Origin of the sequence: Mongoliibacter sp. (assembly GCF_007692705.1) — a bacterium.
GTDB lineage: Bacteria > Bacteroidota > Bacteroidia > Cytophagales > Cyclobacteriaceae > Mongoliibacter.
The window spans coordinates 1-18,350 of record NZ_REBN01000084.1 but is presented as its reverse complement, the minus strand read 5'-3'; the positions used below and the strand labels follow the sequence as shown (position 1 = coordinate 18,350).

Below are 18,350 nucleotides of genomic sequence, written 5' to 3'. Positions count from 1 at the left end.
CACCTAATCCATACTCACATTCACCACATTGTCTTCAGGGATTCTATCAATCAGCTTATTATATGGATCTATTCCTGCCTTTACCGGAGCTTCTCCCTTTACTTTGATTTGCAACGTAGTTTCACCAGGGGCAATTTTGTGCTTTTGTAGATATAGCGGATTGGTTCTGTTTCTGCCATTCTCATCCTTATCCTCTTTGGCAAAAATTCCAATATCTATGTAATCCCCTTGATATTGTGCGGGAGTTTCCCTCCCCAAACTATCTGCATGAACTTTTTGAGAACTTATGGTCAATGTCACCAGGTATTCATCTTCTCCCTGTTTCTCGGCTTTGGCTTCCTTGGCCTTATTTTCATACAGGGTGATTTTATTCCAGGTGTCGTCGAGAAAATAATGCATGGAATCAGGGGTATGGTTGGTAAGATGTCTAAGCAGGTCAGAACTTCCTGCAAAAGGAGGTGTTTCCTTCAAACCAAATTCATCCACAAACTCCCGTAAAGCAGCGTCCATAGCATCATCCCCTATATAATCTCTCAATGCATATAGGACCAAGGCACCTTTTTGATACCAGATATACCCTCTATCCGCATTGATAAACACATTTTCCTTTTTACTTTCATTGGATCTCCCGGCCAGGTAACTGTCCAGTTCCTGTTTGAGAAAACGCTTCATATTATCACTTCCATAGGCATTTTCTGTCAAAATCAAGGCAGAATACTCGGCCAAAGCTTCAGAAATCAAGTTAGATCCTCTTGTGTAGTTTGGCGGCACCTGATGGCCCCACCATTGGTGTGCCAGTTCATGGGCTGTTACAAAATAAACATAGTCAAAGTCATTCGGATCACTGAAGTCTGCTACCCAACCAAAACTTTCGGAAAAAGGTACCGTGTTGGGGAAAGACTGGGCAAAACCGGCATACCTTGGAAATTCCAAAATCCTCATTTGCCTAAATTGAAAAGGACTGTATTTTTCCGAAAAATAGACCAAGCCATCTTTGTAAGCTGCCAGAAATCTGTCCAGGTTATATTTATGTCCAGGATGATGGTAAATTTCGATAGCAACCTTTTGACCATCCGGAAGAACGGCTTCATCCAATAACACATCAAAATCTGCCGAGACAATGGAGAAAAAGTACTGTATAGGGGTGTCTTGTATGTAGTGGAAATACCTTCTTCCATTTTCTTCCCATTCCCTTTGTAAGTAGCCTGGCACCACCGCAATCTGATCAGGGTGTGTACTCACAATTGCCTCGAAGTTTACAAAATCAGCATCTTGAGAAAAAAGGAGATTGGTCAATCCAAAGGGATCATCATGAGGTGGCAGGTCCGTATCCTTCTTTTCAAGCCCATGCTTTTTCCGGATTTCATCTGAAGTCAATTCTATTGACTGGTTATACCCGAAACTTGGCAAAAAAGATGAGGTAAAGGTGCCATTGTAAACCAAGTCTCTTCCATATCCGGAATTTGGGAATCCCTTATTGATTAAACTTGCGGTAACCTCCAGCTGTAAAGTATCTCCAGGTTCCATCCTTTGAGGAAGGGCCAGTATCTTATACCATTCTTTTTGACTGTATTTATTCAAGACATCAAATTTCCTTCTTTCATATTTTAAAGGAAAACGGTAAGTAAGGGCTTGACCATTCATACTGACTTCAAATTCAGTCAATTCATTTGAATTCATATGTAAGGAGTCAATAGGACTGTCCGTCTTATTGACTATAGTCAACAGCAGGTTGAAATGGGCGTTCCTTTCCTCTGGAATCAGATCTGCTTTCAAAAGCACTGATACTACTTTAGGTTGAGGAAGACGCTCATAATGCTTGAGTTGTTTCTCGTATTCGGCTCTGTTTTTCTGACCTTCCTTCACCGTCTGATAGCCATTTTTATAGACAACCGATTGGAAAATATATGCGCCGGATCCCAGACCTATTAATAGAAAAACCAGAGAGAGACCAACAGCAGGAGACTTCAAACGCTTTTTAGCGGTATTCCACCTACTGGAAAAGCTCACATCTGTTCCTCTGATAAAGAAGATGCTGAAAAACAAGACCAGGAAAAGACCGATGGCAGTCCAATAAATATTAAACCAAAGCAATGAACTGGAAAAATGGCCTAAGCCATTCATGTCAGACCAAAGATATGATGGCTTGAATGAATAAAGGAAAAGATTGAAATTGACATCAGCCAAATCCATCACCACACCCAGTACTACCCAAATCGCTATACTCGCTGCATGACCGGCAAATTTGTTGTTGAACAGCATATGGACAGCAAATACCAACATCACCATTTGCAGGTAGTCTGGATAAGTAATCAAAAAACTGTCTACCAGATAAACCGGGAGTTCATAATTGAAATATCCTTTCAATGTCTGAACCAATATACCCACAGGAATGGGGATAAAAGCTAAAATAAAGGTTACTACTGCCATCGCAAAAAATTTGGATGAAAGCAGGACACTGTCCTTTACTGGAAAGGTATCGCTGATCACAGCATATCCTGAAGCTTGATTTCTATGGATAGATTCACCGGTAAAGAATACTATGATGATAAAGACAAAGAGATTATAATCAAAACCTTTGAACTCCATCAAAAAGCTGGTGACGGGAAAGTTGGATACGGAGTAAATCGTAGAACCTATCCAAAAATCAATTACCAAAAACACAAGGCCACCCAGGAGGATGGATCTAAAATACACATCCTTTACCACATTATTAACCTCGATTTTGGTCAAGGCCACCAAGCTCATCCATTGATATGTACCTGAAAAAAGGGTTTGGACCTTTCCAACCGGACCTACAGGTGCTTTTTCATCTGCTCCTGACTTTTTGGTGGGCTTCATTCGCTCCTGAAAGAAATAGCTAAAGGAAAAGCGCCAATAAGCAGCTAAGAAAAAGCACAACCCCGCCAAGGACCAAATGATCCTGTTCCATAGTAGGTTTCCCTGCAGAGGAGCGATAAAGGAATTTTGTTCGAAAGGTGTTAGATAACGTGTTTCATAATTGAAGGCATTGAGCGCAAAAGGGTCCAGCAACTGAACCAGGTTTTTGTTTTCTATATCCTGAGCCAGAAAGTTAGAAAGCAAGTATGCTATAAATAAAATAATGCCTCCAGAGTATATGGATTTGATATTTCTGGTGAAAATAATCAGGGCAAAAAACAAAGTGCCCGCAATCCACATATTAGGCAGCACCATAGTCAGCCAGGGATGAAGATAATTCATAAGCACATGCGGACCATAGCGCTCTGCATCTGTCCAGCCTGTTGCACCTCCGATTATACTTCCAATAAATATCCCAAGCATCACTCCTGCTGTGATTCCCAGCAAAACCACAAATGAACCCCAAAACCTGCCCATGAAATAGCCGAACTTACTTAATGGATAGCTGAACATAAAGGTACCTGTCTTATGTTCGAGGTCTCTGTAAATTGGAACTCCCATGATGGCAGAAGCGAGCAATACACCAAAAAGGGAAATTGTCACCTGTAACTGAGCTATCACATAGGGCGAATTATGAAATACCGTCTCTGCAGCTGGCGTAAAGCCACCACCCAATAGCACAAAAGCTACTGCAAACAATGCCCCGAAATAAGCATAGGTAGCTGGCCTTGACAGCCTGTACCTAATTTCAAACTTGAATACACTCCAAAAATCCCGCATGGCTTACAAAGTTATAGGGTCCATTTTTTGAGCAATGTGACTGAAATACACGTCTTCAAGGTTAGCCGGAACCCCTTCAAAATCATTTAGCGGTGAGACTTCACTGATAATGCGCAGGTTAAGTTTACCTTCTTTCAATTGAGTAGAAATAAGGTTATACTGGCCTCTGTACTCATCCAATGCAGACTTATCTATACTTTTCTGATAAATCATACCCTCCAGATCCATGACTCCATCGGACGGTTTACCCTGCATCAACAGTTCTCCCTGGCAGATAATGGCCATGTTTGAGCAGAGTGTGCTTACATCCTCCACAATGTGCGTGGATAAAATAACAATGGTATTTTCACCCAGTTCACTGAGCAAATTGTAAAATCTGTTTCTTTCTGAAGGGTCAAGTCCGGCTGTAGGTTCATCCACAATGATAAGAGACGGATTGCCTGCCAATGCCTGGGCAATTCCAAAACGTTGGCGCATTCCACCTGAAAAAGTACCCAAAGCCTTTTTTCGGTCTTTAAAAAGATTGACTTTCTGCAATAAAGAAGCAACCAGGTCTTTTCTTTCTGACCTGTGAATTACCCCTTTCATTTGGGCAATATGGTCAAGCATCACTTCTGCACTTATTCTTGGATACAAACCAAAGTCTTGGGGCAAATAACCGAGTTTTTCCCGTAGCTGTTGCTTATCTTTCAAAACGTCCAGGCCATCTAAGAATATATTGCCTGTATCAGCATCCTGTAGCGTTGCTATGGTGCGCATCAAAGTGGATTTTCCTGCGCCATTTGGACCCAATAGGCCAAACATTCCTTGAGGTATGGTTAATGAAATGTCGTTCAAGGCCTTAACTCCATTGGAATAGGTCTTTGAAAGGTTTTGGATTAAAAGTTCCATAATGCATAGTTTGTGGTGGATATTAAATAATTAAGATTTTAAAAATAATGTATAAATACTCAAACATTCATCAATTACCCGATTAATTTCATTTTACAATAATAAATTTTGTTAATTGATCCAAAAACGAACATTTTAAATTATTGTACTATTTCGGACTTAAAGTGATTCCAAAAGAGAAAGAACATCAATTCAAATGTTTAAATGGATAGTCCTGAAATGATAGGGATTCTGTTTCAATTTATATTCCTATTGCTAAAAACAGGCTTTGGACTGACCTTGATAATACCTGAGTGCAATTTTCTTTTCTCTTGGCATTTTATCAAAACATAATAGAATAAAAAATAAGGAGACAAGAAACTTGTCTCCTTAAATTGTTCTTAAACTCCAAACATTAAAATTGATGTGTTCATTTGTAATTTATTAAAAAAAAGAGCTCCTATTATTATAATTACATTAACTTGTAAATGAACTGTTTATAAAAATTCATTATGCAAAAGGTTAGAAGAAATAAAAAGTGTTAACTCAAACAATTACAATCCCTTCTTTAGATTGAAATTTTATAAGAATAAATCTTGAATTATAATTAGGACTTTAAGAAACAAATTGTTTTTTTTAGTTATTGAAGCCCAGAAAAATTCAAGATTAATTGCTAGAAATAAAATCAAGTCAATTAATTAACTTATAAAACTCAACATGAAAGTAAAAGTCTTGTTAGTAGAAGACGAATATGAATTGGCTCTGAATATCAGAGATATATTGGAATTTTCTGATTATGAAGTTGTTGGAATTTTTCAAAATGCAGATGATGTTATTTCATATTTATATTCAAATGATCTCCCTGATTTAATATTAATGGACATACTTATTCAGGGTGATAAAGATGGAATTGACCTCACATACTACATTCGGGACAAACATAATATCCCCATCGTCTTTATAACAGCTTATTCAGACCAAAATATATTGGAACGTATAGCCAAAGTATTATACGATGGCTATATCTTAAAACCATTTAACAAGGAGAGGCTTATTTCTACAGTTTATTTGGCACTGGAAGAATTCAAATCTAATAAAAATAAAAAAAGACGCACGGTCAACATCCGGGAAAAAGGCTTTATAGTTCCCGTACCAGAAGAAGAAATCATGTTTTTACAGGCTGATGGTTTGTATACCAAAGTAATTACCAAGTCAAAGAAATACATGGTTAGGGATATCCTAAAAGATATAGGTGAGAAATTAAGTGAAGATAAATTTATCAGAGTACATAAGTCATTTTTAGTAAATATTGATAAAATTCAGTCCATAAATTCAAAAGAGATTTGTATCGATGATCATGTACTTCCAATAAGAAGAGGACTCTACAAGCCTTTAAAACAACTAATGAATATATAGGATTAAAAAACCTTACTACTATTTTTCTAATTAGTAAAACTTTTAACGCTTATATAATCTCAAAGATTTTCAAGGTATTGCAAAAAAAAGGGAGATCAGATCCCGAACTCCCTATTCATTCATAAACTCCGAGATGGTGTGACAATTAGACTACTCAAAGGCTTAAAGTAAATTACTTTATTTTCAATTCTCAATCAATTTCATAAAATTGTAAATAAAAAGTATTAATGGAATAAAGAGCACTTTTTTGGAAGATCCAATCAGAATTTTTTGGACATTTAAAAAATTTAATACCGTTACTACTCACCCTTTTTATACCTATTCACAAAAAAATCAATGAACTTAGAAAAGGTTTTAAAGTTTATGGACTTTTCGTATTAATGATAAAAGCAATCATGGATTTAACTGCTACTACCATCAAGAATATCTTTTCAGTTTATTGTTTTATCGAAATCCGGTAGAATCACAAAAACTTTAGTACCCTCTCCTTCTTTAGATTCTATACTAACGGAAGCACCTATCAGTTCAGTAAATTCTTTGACTATACTTAAACCTAGACCTGTACCTTTTACCCCTATTGAATTCGAAGCTCTGTAAAACGATTCAAATAGATTCGATTTATCTGAATCTGGGATACCTATTCCATAATCTATAATTTCGACAATAATCTGATCATCTGCTTTCCTGACATATATTTCAGGTTCCTTTTGACCTTTGGAATATTTAAGTGAATTAGAGACAATATTTTGAAAAACATGATGTAAAAGGCGCTCATCCGAAACAATAAACCTTGCTTTATCTTCTAAATTAAGTTTGGGAACTCTTAAGTCTCCATCAATACCGACAGAATCAATTATCTCATCAATTAATTTCTTTAAATCAACTTTTTCAAAAGTTGTTGCCATCTTTCCATGAGTTGTCTTTTCGAGTAAAAGTATCCCATCTAATGTATGATCTAGCCTCATAACCTGATTAATGATACTTGACGTGTGCTTATAAGTTGACTCTTCTGCCAGTATCCCCAGCTTCAGCATTTTCATTTGGATTAATTCAACACTCGAATTGATAATAGAAAGAGGAACTCTAAACTCATGAGAGGCCATTGAAATAAATCTGGATTTGAGTTTATTAAGCTCTTGCTCACGCTTCAGATTATCTTCAATTAATTTAATCCCATTTTTGATTTCGGTAATGTCTTGCATCGTCCCATAGAACTTGTACTGGTCCTTTCCTAAAAATTCTACATTGCCTATCAATCTCATATCGATTTCTTTGCCTAAAAAAGTACTCATTTCTAATTCCAGGTCAAATGACTTATTATGGTTAATGGCGTATTGAAACGCCGCAATCAATCTTTTTATTGAATCCCTACTTTTGAAAAATATTTCCCAGTGTATATCATTCAATTGCTTGGAGTTAAATTCACCTATTTCCAAAATATCCAACACCTTTTGAGAAATTTTAGGCATTTTTTCCTCAAGTCCATTGGAATAAGTCACTTCCCAAGTACCTATTTTCGCAATATTATTGCTTCTTTCTAAGATAGTTCTGTAAAAATCATTCGCTCTTTGGACTCTCTTAAATTCTGTCCAATCCAATATAAAGAGGATATAGAAGGATTTAGAATTGATATATGAATGAGAGCAACTTAGACTAACTTCTTTATTTAGATGATCTTTAGTAAAAATAGTGAATTCCTTAAAACCTTCCCTTTCAAGGTCCATCAAACTTGCTTCATTTCCTTTGCTGACAAATTCTCTGAAAAAGTTTTTACCAAGGACTTTTTCGGACGGTTCATCGAATAATTCGTCCGAAAACTTATTCCACTTAACTACTCCCCCCTGATCATCCAACAAGACAAGGGCAATACCAGCGTTGTCATAAATAAACTTGATAGATTCCAAATTTCTTTTATTTTTGAAGTATTGAATGATAATGATCGTAATGAAAACAGTTAAAATCATCATGGTTATCACAAGAATACTGATGACCTTACCATTGGCTTCAATTAGTTTATTTTTTACTTCATTGGCTTTGATATTATCTGCATAAATTTTTTCAAGTTCTCTTGCCTTTATTAAATCAAGGAACATCTTACTCTTGTCATTAATATTTTTTTTACTGTAATTTTTTAAAATCCCATTGTATTTAGAAACATAATATTCTTCTTTTGCCAAATCCCCACTTTCCTTGTAGAAGGAAATTAATTCTTCGTAAACTTCTTCAAAAAAATAATAAAGTTTATTTTCTGATATGATCTCATCTGCTATTAAAAGGTTGGATAACATACCCGATAAGTCACCATTCACCTTATCAATCATACCCAAATGGTAAAAGGCGCTTAGTGTAGCATATTTTTGAGATTCAGAACTTAGTTTAGAAAATAATTCTTTGGATTGCTTGAAATAATTTTCAGCTGATGAATAATCCTGCGATTGAAATGCGATTTCACCCAAATAACTTAAACTGGAAGATGTAAGCTGGTAATCCCCTATCTCTTCGCTTACCTCTAGACTCTGAAAAAAGTGCTTTATGGCTTCGTCATTCTTTTTCAATAAAAATAAGACTTGACCAAGATTGTGTGAAGTTACAGCTTTCCTTTCCCGATTTTCTTGTTTCTCAAAATAATCATAGGCCAATTTATGATATTCGAATGCAACAGAATCCAATCCTAATCTCCCAAATGTATGTCCTAGTGAAATATTACAATTAGCTATTCCATCCAAATTTCCAGAAGCTTCAAATATATCCAAAGCCTTTTTTATATATTCTATGGATTCCACAAAAGAAAACTGGCTTGAATATACCGCAGACATATTTCTAAATGCAAATGCCTGGCCATCTAAATATTCATGCACCAAAGAGAGTTCCAATGCTTCATTGGCTAATTTAAGAGCTCTTAAATTGTCAACATAGACATTATTTCTGCTTAATTCATTAAGTCTGTCTATTTTTCCCAGTGTTAGTTGTTGAGGATTTTTGACTTGTTCTACTCCATATACAGATTGATAAAGTAAAAAATAGAGGACTATGGAAATCGTAACTTTAAATAAAACAAATATATCTCTCCCAGTATTTACCATTTCGGATTTAGTAATTAGTAGTTTCAAGTAGCACGGTTCGACAACCACACTTCATATAGAAATCTTAGCTTGCTTTTCTTATATAAAAACCCAAGTGAATACTGCATATTCTTTACACTTACCGTGTATGATTTTATGTGAAATCATAAGCTTTTTGAGCATGCTCTTCTACAAGAGTATCTACAAATAAGAATATCTAATCAATTTGAATAAGTTCATGAAGCATGTACTTGAAAATTGCTTAAAAGCAGACATCTGTATCTATAATTTCACTAGGTACGGCTATATTCCCATTATGCTACAATTTAATTTTCATTTATTGAATTTGGTTGCTATGGAGTCAATCATTGATCGGAGCACTATCACATTCCAGTGAAAAAAAATCAATTAGAAGATTAATTCTATTTGATTTTTTAACACTACTAATTGATAAGTTTTCACAACTGAAATCTGAAACTCACTTTTCAATCTCCAAAAAAAATGTGGACAACTATACCAATAATCGAAATAATAATTTTTCTGCAAAAAAGTGTAAATAAAATGACTTCTACGCAATGCTACTGCCAACAAAAAGCTCTAATACCAATCGCATTTAATTAACAAAAACAAACAAACAAACATCACATAATGCAATTTTTGACTAGATTTTAAGGAAATCTATCATGATATGCTTCGATTAAAAGATAAAGAAAATTTGCTTTTGAATCACTCCGGGATCATAGCTGTGTTTTTATACGATAAAAACAAGTTCAAATTGGAAATTGTCTCAGAAGGTTACAAAAAGTTCATAGCCAAACAGTGTAATGTCAATTATCTGTATTGGAAGAAAAAAAGTTTAAGACAATTGATTCTTAGAGGAGTTATCAAATACCTGACTCTCAATGATATTAACTTAAGCTTTGAAAATGTTTTAAGAAATAAAAAAGAAGATTTTAATCTACAAGAAAAGCTATTATTTAACCAACTTGACTTTACCTATAAAGGGCAGAGTTTCCAGAATGGATTTTCTGTAATAAATTCTTTATTTTTTAATGGGGACAAAGGAAAGTATTATATCATTCATGAAATTATACCAACAAATGAAAAAAAACACTTTGAAAAAGAATTGGCTCAATTGAAACTGGAAATGGCCACTAATACCTGGTTTAAAAAGAATTATTTTGATTATTCAAGCAAACCTATTGCCATTATAGATCTATATGGAAATATTGTTCATTCAAATAAATTGTTCTTTGAAAAGTTTGTAATAAAAGAAAGAAAAAGAAAATTGAATTTTAATGATCTTGTTATGTCGATGGAAAATCGTTTGATCCTTTATAATGCATTGAGGGGAATTCAGGAAGGTAAAAGCGCTTTAACAAAAATTAAAATAAACATGGATATTCCATATGAAGTAACAATTTCTGAAATACGTAGTAATGAAAAAGAAACTTTGATATCTATATCTTTTGAAGAATATTCCTACACTTCCAAATTAGAAAAAAAGTCTTTAGAAAACAGTTACATAACAGAAGCAATAGAATCGATTCTCAACCTTTATAATAGTGATTTAGACCCCATTGACGTTCTGAATAAAGGAATGGTTTGTATCAACAAAGTAATCGATTCAGATATTTCCCAAAATTACATACCTAGAAATTACGGGTTTGATATCATTTCAGAATTCTGCGCAGATGAAAATAGTAAGCAGATGACAGAAATGAGTGAACCATTTAGTGCCTTGGTCAACCACTTCTTACTGGATTTAAAGATCAAGTATCCAAAAATTTTACATGCAGAATCCTTTAAAAATAATGGTATAAAATCTTATTTCAGCAAAGCTAAAATAAACAGTATGATTATCATTCCTACCATCAAGAAAGAAAAACTTATAGCTGTTTCGTTCTTTGGTTTTGTTGAAAGAAATAACTCAATGGATCTTTCAAAACTAAATCAATATAGTTCTTTGGTGAGAATTTTGATGCATGAAGTTTATCAGGGATTTAATTTAGAGCCTGACATTAGTATATAATTTCATTCTCTATTAGATTAAAAAGTAATACCCTACATCTCTTTTACAATCCGATTTACTTGAAAAGAAAATATGTATATCCGTTTCTTTGCCAGCAAAAGAATTAAAAGACTAAAATTATGTGTAAATGGTCAATTCAAGCAAAATTCATTCCTGCCTTTGCCGGCAGACAGGCTTCCGTCATCAGTCTTACATCCCTAAAGGTATAGAAAGTTGGACTACTGGCATAATTCAGGATAATCATAAAAAAAAACATGAATAACCATTGATATACATTTTTGTATAAATCTGATGTCAATTCTGATTTGCGGAGTTAGCTTAAGTAAAGTTTTTCATTTGAAATAAAATCATCAAATATGCCTCTTTTAAGCCATAATATTCAATATGTTTCAAAAGATATAAACTTGGAGCAAATTCAGACAAATGGTGTTGCAGTTATTGAACTTTCAAACTGCCTAATGGTAGTCGGAAGTCAACTACCTATGGAAAACGTCATTGCTTTACCATTTGATTTTTCAAAAATTCTTTATGCAGGACTTTCCTTCTTGAATCTCAAAGACGGTCATTATAATATCAATTTAGGTTTGCAGTTACAAGATTATTATCAAAACCTAAGAGGATATCAGCTGATTAAGAATGTTAAAAATATAAAATCCATCAATAAATATGAAAAAATAGAGAATCATTTTATTTTAGATAAAATGAAGTTTTTCCCTTCCATTTATGTAATGGCGTATTCTATTTCCCGTGAATTCAATCAAGGTGATCTTATATTGCTCAAATTCAGTAAAAGTAACTTTGAAGGAGTAGCTTTTGAGAAAACTCAACCTAAAGAAAATTTGGCATATGCTGTATCAAAAGGATATCAAAAATTTCATGAAGATTCTTTTACTATCTCCGGCACAAAATCCCTCAAGAAGAGAAAAGAGATAGAAAGTTCCGACTACCTTGCATCCTATATAAAAATGATAAATCAGAGAAAAATATCATCCTTAATTTCAAAATTCAAGCAGACTCCACCTATTCATATTTGTTTTGAACATGACATACATAATAATTACAGAGATTCTATTCTCGAACATATAAAATCTTATCATCCGACAGTTATCCTTAATGATAATTATGAACAAAAAGTAGCAGATCAACTTTTAACACCGCCACTGGAAATTAGCAGTAAAAAATCCGGAAATTTAATTGGAATTGCGGTCCAGGAGAATCAATCCTTCTTATCCAAAACCTTAGACCATGAACTTGAATTAAGTTAATGAATTTGAATACCCTAAAAAAGATAACTTTCGAAATTGTGTAATAAGCAAGTTGATTGGATATCATTATAACAAAACTTTAAAATGGTTTCGCTATAAAAACCTTAAGGGTATATTTAAATCAATTACCATCTCATGGTTTAAGAAATAAGCTTATCATTAATTTTTGATTTTAAGTAAACTCCGTATATTCTTTAATTCAGTAGGCGATTGTAGGAAAAGAAGATTTTAAGTTTTTGAATGCAAACGGCATTAAAGTGTTAAATTTATTGGAATTATATGGCAAACAGCGAAGCAATTCTAAAAGCAATCGGAGAATCATACTTTATTTTGCAAAGTAAGAAAAAAATCAAGGAAGCAATTCCTTCTATATTGTCTGTGCTTGGAAAGGCAACACAAGTAGATCGTGTATATATTTTCCAAAACTTTTTAGGAAATGGGCAAGAAATTCATTTCTCACAAAAATTCGAATGGGTAGCAGATGGGGTAAGTCCACAAATAGATTTTGAGGAACTTCAAAATGTACCCTGGTCAGTATTCCCAATTGTAGCTGAAAGATTAGGAAACAATACCATAATCAACGAAGTTCTCAATGAGGAATCCAATGGCAAGGAATTTTATGATACGATGACAGCTCAGGGAATTTTGTCTTTCCTCTTTATTCCCATCATGGTAGATAATGTGTTTTGGGGGTTTATGGGTTTTGACAACTGTTCCTCAAAAGAAATTTATTCAGATGAACAGGCAGCTGCTTTGCATGCTTTCGCATCCACCTTGGGATACACCATTTTAGCCAATAAACAGAAGAAAAGTATTTTTGAAGCCAAGGAAAGTTATTCATACCTCATCAATAATGTCCACGAGGTGATTTTTAGATTGGACATAAATCATAGATTGACATTCATAAATCAACAATGGGAAAGATTCACCAAAAATCAGGTCAGTGAAACACTTGGGAAGTCTTTCGAGTCAACATTCAAAAAGCCTTATAGAAATAAAATAACATCTCAACTTGAAAGGCTTTCTAAAGGTCTGGAACACGAGGTGATATTTGAAGCCGAATTACTTGATGCATTTGCCGATGCTTCTTGGGTAAAAGTCCAAGCAAAATCACAAAACACCCGTTCTACTGAAATTTTTGAGGGAATCACAGGATCAATTATCAACATCACAAGGGAAAAAGAAGTGTTAGCGAAGCTTGAAGAAAGCGTAGCTGAAAAAAACGCCATAATTAATTCTGTTAAAGATATCTTATATACATTTTCCGGTGATTTAAAAAACGTATTATTTGTATCAGACAACTTGGAACTTTTTGGTATTGAGAAGAAAAAATATGTGGAGATTAAAGATTATTGGCTCCAAATAATTCATCCTGAAGATAAAGAATTAGTGGACAATGAGCTCAAAAAGCTATTTCAAATAGGAGTATTCGATGCTGTGTACAGAATCAAAAATGAAGTTGGTAAAATAATTTGGGTTCAGAATAAAGCATGGGCGGTTAAAAATAAGGATGGAAAATTCATTAAAATCCACGGAAGATATACCGACGTCACCGAACTTAAAACCAAAGAACTTAAGTTAAAAAGCAGCGAAGACTCTCTTCAAAAGCTCAACGACCTTTTACAGGCTGTGAATGATACGCAATTAAGCTATAATCTTGAAGATGATTTTAGGTCACCATTAGACACCCTTCTAATTAAAATACTAGGAATAACAGGAAGTAAATTTGGCTTTATTGGAGAAGTATTATATGATGAAAACGATTCACCTTATCTAAAAACACATACCATTACCAATATCTCATGGTCTGAAGAAACTGAAAAATTCTATCAAAATAATTTTCGGGTTGGCATTGAATTTAGAAATCTCAATACCTTGTTTGGGGAATCCTTAAAAACAGGGAAGCTGGTTATTTCCAATGAGCCACAAAAAGATACTAGAGCAACAGGAACGCCCCACGGACATCCTCCCCTCAATAAATATATGGGAGTTCCAGTTTATAAAGGGGAAGAATTTTTGGGTTTGATGGGATTTGCAAATAAAGAAACGGATTACACAGAGGCAGACTTAAATCTATTGCGTCCGTTGATTTCCGGATATGCAAATTTGATTAAATCAATTCGGATTCAAAGACAAAAGAAAGAGGCCGATAAACTCAGAATACAGGCTGATGAAAAATACAAATTACTTTCTCAAAACACAGGTGATATCATTGCTTTGCATGGGTTGGATCTAAGATTCGAATATGTTTCACCCTCCATAGAAAAAGTGCTGGGTTTTATACCAGAAGATTGTATTGGCAAGACACCGGCTGAGTTGTTTAAAGTTAAACAGTTAAAGGACTCCCTGGCCCAATCTACTGGCAATACAATAACTGTTATGGTTCATCACCATAAAATAACAAAAGCTCCGGTAATTCTTGAAACTTTGATCACTCCTTTAAAAAATATGGATGATGTAGTTTATTCTTACATGGCAACTTCCAGAGATGTAACCGAGAGGGAGTTGGTACTGGATGAGTTAAAAGAATCTTTAGCCAGAGAACAAGAACTTAGCCAGTTGAAATCCAGGTTTATTTCCATGACATCTCACGAATTCAGAACCCCTTTAGCCACCATCATGAGTAGCACTGAGATCTTGGAAATGCTTCTTGAACAACTCGACAATCCAGCACTTAAAGAAAAGACAAATACACATTTGGATAGAATCAACAATCAGATAAAAAGACTGACTGGAGTGATTAGCAATTTGCTGGTTCTAGAGAAAAGCAGTCAAGATAAAATCATTGTTATCAAAGAGGAAATTTCAATAAAACATTTTCTGAAATCTCTAATAGAAAATAACTATCGCGAAAATGAACTTAAAGTGGAGTTAATTCTTCCTGAAAAAGATTTATTGTTGAAAATAGATACCTCATTATTCTCACATATCATGAATAATTTGATAGACAATGCAATCAAATATTCCAAGAATTCCGAAAAAAGCCCGGAGATCCGATTAGAATACCAGACAAATACTTTTTCAATTATAGTAAAAGACTTTGGAATTGGAATCCCGAAAGAAGATCAGAAATATATTTTTGGTTCCTTTTTTAGGGCAAAAAATGTCAACACCATCAAAGGAACAGGCTTGGGCTTGAATATTGTCAAGGAATTTGTTGAAAAACTTGATGGTCAAATCTCTTTTAAAAGTATTGAAAACGAAGGAACAGAATTTATCGTTAATTTGCCTCATGAAAATTAAGCTCTTATTGGTTGAAGACGAAAAAGAATTACAGGAAAACTTAAAGGATATCCTCGAAATTCATGATTTCGAGGTGATTGTTGCAGATAACGGTTTAATCGCTTTACAGCAACTTGAATCTCATGATAATTTTGATTTGGTCGTATCAGATATTCTGATGCCGAAGATGGATGGTTTTGAACTGTTATCAAAAGTAAGAAATGAGCTCAAAATGATTAATCTTCCTTTTATTTTCTTAACTGCAAAAGCAGAAAAAGAAGATTTACGAAAAGGTATGGAATTCGGAGCAGAAGATTACCTTACCAAACCAGTCGCATCTAAGGACCTAATCAATGCAATAAATACAGCTATCAATAAAAAAAATAAAAGGGACGAGTGGATTAAATACCGAATTGATGGAGTTTTAAAAGAGGAAAGAAATGTCAAATACCATGAATTAAGAACTCCCTTATTTGGAGTTATGTCCATTCTAGAACTCCTGACATCTTCGATAGAGGCTTTTGATATTAACCAGATCAAAGAACTCCTGACCAAAGCTCATGAGTCATCCCGGCGTTTAAATGAAAGTTTATTGAATTTAGCCAGATACGGTAATCTTTCAGTAATCATTCCCAAAAAGGAGGATATTATTTCCATACATGATAAAGTAAAGTGGATCTTACACTTATCAGGTAAAGGTCATGATTTAGAAATTCTTGCTGATGATTTTTCTGTGCATTTTGATCCTGAGTTTCTTGATATTATTTTAAATGAATTAATTAATAATGCTAAAAAATTCGCTTCAGATCAACACTTTAAAGTGACACTTAAAGAGCAAAAAATAATTTTTTCAAACAGACAAAATTTTTTCGACAATGCTCAAGAAGTGAAAATCCTACCTTTTTCCCAGATTAAAAGAAATTATTTTGAACAACAGGGCCTCGGGTTAGGACTTTTTCTAAGTCAAGCCTATGCCCACATGCATGATGCTGAAATTACAGCAAGAATCGATAATGATTTAAATTTTGTAGTTGAATTTAAATTTGAAAGATATTCCCTTTTTAATTCCAAATAATGAAATAAAACGCGCCAAAAATGCCACTTTCCTATTTACAATGCTAAGTCATTATTTTATCAAGAATAAAATGATACAATACAGATAGTTCCAAAGGCTTGTTCAATGTGAGTTCAAACAAATGCTTCCATCCATCAATATCAGCTAAATTTCCTGCAGTAATCGCTATCACAGGAATATGAGGACGGATAGTCTTTATATTTTGGGCAAGCTCTATACCATCCATGATTGGCATCATGATATCGGTAATCACAAGATCATAAGTAAGTGGACTTTCATTAAAAAGATTCCAAGCCTCTTGACCATTATATCCTACTGTAACATTAAATCCCTTTTTAGAAAAGTAGTTAGATAGAACTAAATTAATAATTTGATCGTCTTCCGCTATCAATATTCTCATTTTCTTGATAAAATTATTTTTTTTATAATATTTATCAAATTTATTTATTTTTTTCATTATAATTTAAAAAAAGTAATATTTAAATTTTAAATATTTGAATCAATGGTTATACACAGCTAAGAAAAAAATGATAACAAGCATTTCGGTGGTCTCTCTAATATATCTTTTAGGAATGAATATCGCACACACTATATTACTACTTAATATATGAAGCATTCATTTTTCACCTATAAAGCCACTCATCTTTTACCCATATCCAAATCAAACTTGAATAAATACCTAGCATCCTACATATTTGAAGGGTCTTATTTTTGATTAAATACATTTATGTTGTACCGACAAAAATCTTCAAAATCAAGACCTGTTTCAAGCTTCAGATCCTGGAACATTGATTCGCTTTCAGAATAACCACAACACGTCACATAATAACTAAGAGATTTATTTTCTCCTTCTTTTATAATCAAATGTTTAAGATAATTAATTCTCTTACTGCGCTTAAGTTCGAAAAAAGATTGTTGGTACAATTCGTTCAACACTTCATTGATCAGTTTTTGATTACTACCTGCCATTTCTTCTAAAAGTGCCAAACTAAAATTCGGATAAGTGTACACTGACTCCGTTTCAATCAAATGGTCAAGTCTATTAGCAAGAGTTATCTTTTTTTTGGGCGTTACCCAAAATGAGAAAAACCGTATAAAATTCATAAGAACACAAGTATTTAATAATAAGATCCCAAAATATGAAGATCTCAAAAAAGGTTTAAGCTTACTATAGATGAAAACCTAATCAGCAATAAAAATTGATCAAAGTATTTCAAGTAAGATCAATTTACTTCTTTTCATTTTTCTTTATCTGAACATCTTTTCTGATTTCTTGAACCAAATTTTTGATATCCATCAGTCCTTTTCGAAGCCTGGTACCTGCAGCCATATTATCCATATCATAGAATTTGCTATAGTCTGATTTAAGACTTTGAACCATTTCAGTTAGTTTATTGAAATCTGTCATTTTATTAATTGTTATGAGTTGATTGATATATTTTTTTTATTTTGATTTTATCAAGAGAGGGAATTCGCCACCTTTTTCATTCTTAAAATCCGCTAACATCGATTCAATATTTGTATAACCAGTAAACGTAGCATATTCCCTTAGACTCAAAGAGGCGCCAAATTCACAGAATAAATGATTCAAATAGCCTACTCTAGCAGACCTAAGCCATAATTCAAAAGATACATTGTACTTTTCAAAAAAGTATTGCTGTATAAACTCTTCATTCAAACCTGTTTCCTCTTTTAGATAATTAACAGTAAAGTTGTGAAATAAGTATCTATGCTCCACTTCAATTAAT

At 33.6% G+C, this 18,350-nt stretch carries 12 protein-coding genes; 5 read left to right on the top strand and 7 right to left on the bottom strand.

The features are described from left to right. Nucleotides 1–3: 3 nt before the first annotated feature. On the bottom strand, nt 4–3,660 hold the full coding sequence (locus EA341_RS02760; protein ID WP_293011158.1) for a M1 family aminopeptidase: 3,657 nt from the start codon (nt 3,658–3,660) through the stop codon (nt 4–6). 3 nt (nt 3,661–3,663) lie between these two features. Continuing rightward, a complete protein-coding gene (locus EA341_RS02755) occupies nt 3,664–4,551 on the bottom strand; it encodes an ABC transporter ATP-binding protein (RefSeq protein ID WP_293011157.1) in 888 nt (295 codons plus the stop codon). Between the two features lie 696 nt (nt 4,552–5,247). Here EA341_RS02755 and EA341_RS02750 point away from each other — a divergent pair. After that, nucleotides 5,248–5,946 carry a response regulator gene (locus tag EA341_RS02750; protein ID WP_293011156.1) on the top strand — a complete coding sequence of 233 codons (699 nt, stop codon included), beginning with the start codon at nt 5,248–5,250 and terminating at the stop codon, nt 5,944–5,946. Nucleotides 5,947–6,377: 431 nt separating this feature from the next. Here the strand turns inward: EA341_RS02750 and EA341_RS02745 are convergent, their stop codons facing one another. Beyond that, nucleotides 6,378–9,056: a tetratricopeptide repeat-containing sensor histidine kinase gene (locus EA341_RS02745; protein ID WP_293011155.1), complete on the bottom strand. Its 2,679-nt coding sequence runs from the start codon at nt 9,054–9,056 to the stop codon at nt 6,378–6,380. A gap of 640 nt (nt 9,057–9,696) precedes the next feature. Here EA341_RS02745 and EA341_RS02740 point away from each other — a divergent pair. The 4 genes from EA341_RS02740 (at nt 9,697) to EA341_RS02725 (ending at nt 16,602) form a co-directional block, all read left to right on the top strand. Then, a complete protein-coding gene (locus EA341_RS02740; RefSeq protein WP_293011154.1) occupies nt 9,697–11,040 on the top strand; it encodes a hypothetical protein in 1,344 nt (447 codons plus the stop codon). A gap of 356 nt (nt 11,041–11,396) precedes the next feature. Continuing rightward, a complete protein-coding gene (locus tag EA341_RS02735; RefSeq protein ID WP_293011153.1) occupies nt 11,397–12,305 on the top strand; it encodes a hypothetical protein in 909 nt (302 codons plus the stop codon). Nucleotides 12,306–12,584: 279 nt separating this feature from the next. Further along, nucleotides 12,585–15,548, top strand: coding sequence for an ATP-binding protein (locus EA341_RS02730; protein ID WP_293011152.1), 2,964 nt, complete (start codon nt 12,585–12,587; stop codon nt 15,546–15,548). Then, nucleotides 15,538–16,602 (top strand): hybrid sensor histidine kinase/response regulator, encoded by a 1,065-nt coding sequence (locus EA341_RS02725; protein ID WP_293011151.1) that lies wholly within the window; start codon nt 15,538–15,540, stop codon nt 16,600–16,602. Before EA341_RS02730 ends, EA341_RS02725 begins: the two co-directional genes overlap by 11 nt. Before the next feature lie 43 nt (nt 16,603–16,645). On the opposite strand, the gene EA341_RS02720 is transcribed toward EA341_RS02725, so the two are convergent. From EA341_RS02720 to EA341_RS02705, 4 genes are all read right to left on the bottom strand, one after another. Further along, a complete protein-coding gene (locus tag EA341_RS02720; protein ID WP_293011150.1) occupies nt 16,646–17,059 on the bottom strand; it encodes a response regulator in 414 nt (137 codons plus the stop codon). A gap of 248 nt (nt 17,060–17,307) precedes the next feature. Further along, nucleotides 17,308–17,706, bottom strand: a complete 399-nt coding sequence (locus tag EA341_RS02715) for a hypothetical protein (RefSeq protein ID WP_293011149.1) — start codon at nt 17,704–17,706, stop codon at nt 17,308–17,310. Between the two features lie 124 nt (nt 17,707–17,830). Next, the gene (locus tag EA341_RS02710) at nt 17,831–18,010 is read right to left on the bottom strand and encodes a histone H1 (RefSeq protein WP_293011148.1); all 180 of its coding nucleotides are present in this window, start codon (nt 18,008–18,010) and stop codon (nt 17,831–17,833) included. Nucleotides 18,011–18,046: 36 nt separating this feature from the next. Next, nucleotides 18,047–18,350, bottom strand: a 304-nt coding sequence (locus EA341_RS02705; RefSeq protein WP_293011147.1) for a hypothetical protein, incomplete at its 5' end; no start/stop codon positions are given.

Excerpts from the sequence above, each read along its gene's own strand:
- EA341_RS02735 (WP_293011153.1), top strand. The coding sequence starts at position 11,397 with ATGCCTCTTTTAAGCCATAATATTCAATATGTTTCAAAAGATATAAAC.
- EA341_RS02755 (WP_293011157.1), bottom strand. The coding sequence starts at position 4,551 with ATGGAACTTTTAATCCAAAACCTTTCAAAGACCTATTCCAATGGAGTT.
- EA341_RS02740 (WP_293011154.1), top strand. The coding sequence starts at position 9,697 with ATGCTTCGATTAAAAGATAAAGAAAATTTGCTTTTGAATCACTCCGGG.
- EA341_RS02725 (WP_293011151.1), top strand. The coding sequence starts at position 15,538 with ATGAAAATTAAGCTCTTATTGGTTGAAGACGAAAAAGAATTACAGGAA.
- EA341_RS02715 (WP_293011149.1), bottom strand. The coding sequence starts at position 17,706 with ATGAATTTTATACGGTTTTTCTCATTTTGGGTAACGCCCAAAAAAAAG.
- EA341_RS02760 (WP_293011158.1), bottom strand. The coding sequence starts at position 3,660 with ATGCGGGATTTTTGGAGTGTATTCAAGTTTGAAATTAGGTACAGGCTG.
- EA341_RS02720 (WP_293011150.1), bottom strand. The coding sequence starts at position 17,059 with ATGAAAAAAATAAATAAATTTGATAAATATTATAAAAAAAATAATTTT.
- EA341_RS02710 (WP_293011148.1), bottom strand. The coding sequence starts at position 18,010 with ATGACAGATTTCAATAAACTAACTGAAATGGTTCAAAGTCTTAAATCA.
- EA341_RS02750 (WP_293011156.1), top strand. The coding sequence starts at position 5,248 with ATGAAAGTAAAAGTCTTGTTAGTAGAAGACGAATATGAATTGGCTCTG.
- EA341_RS02730 (WP_293011152.1), top strand. The coding sequence starts at position 12,585 with ATGGCAAACAGCGAAGCAATTCTAAAAGCAATCGGAGAATCATACTTT.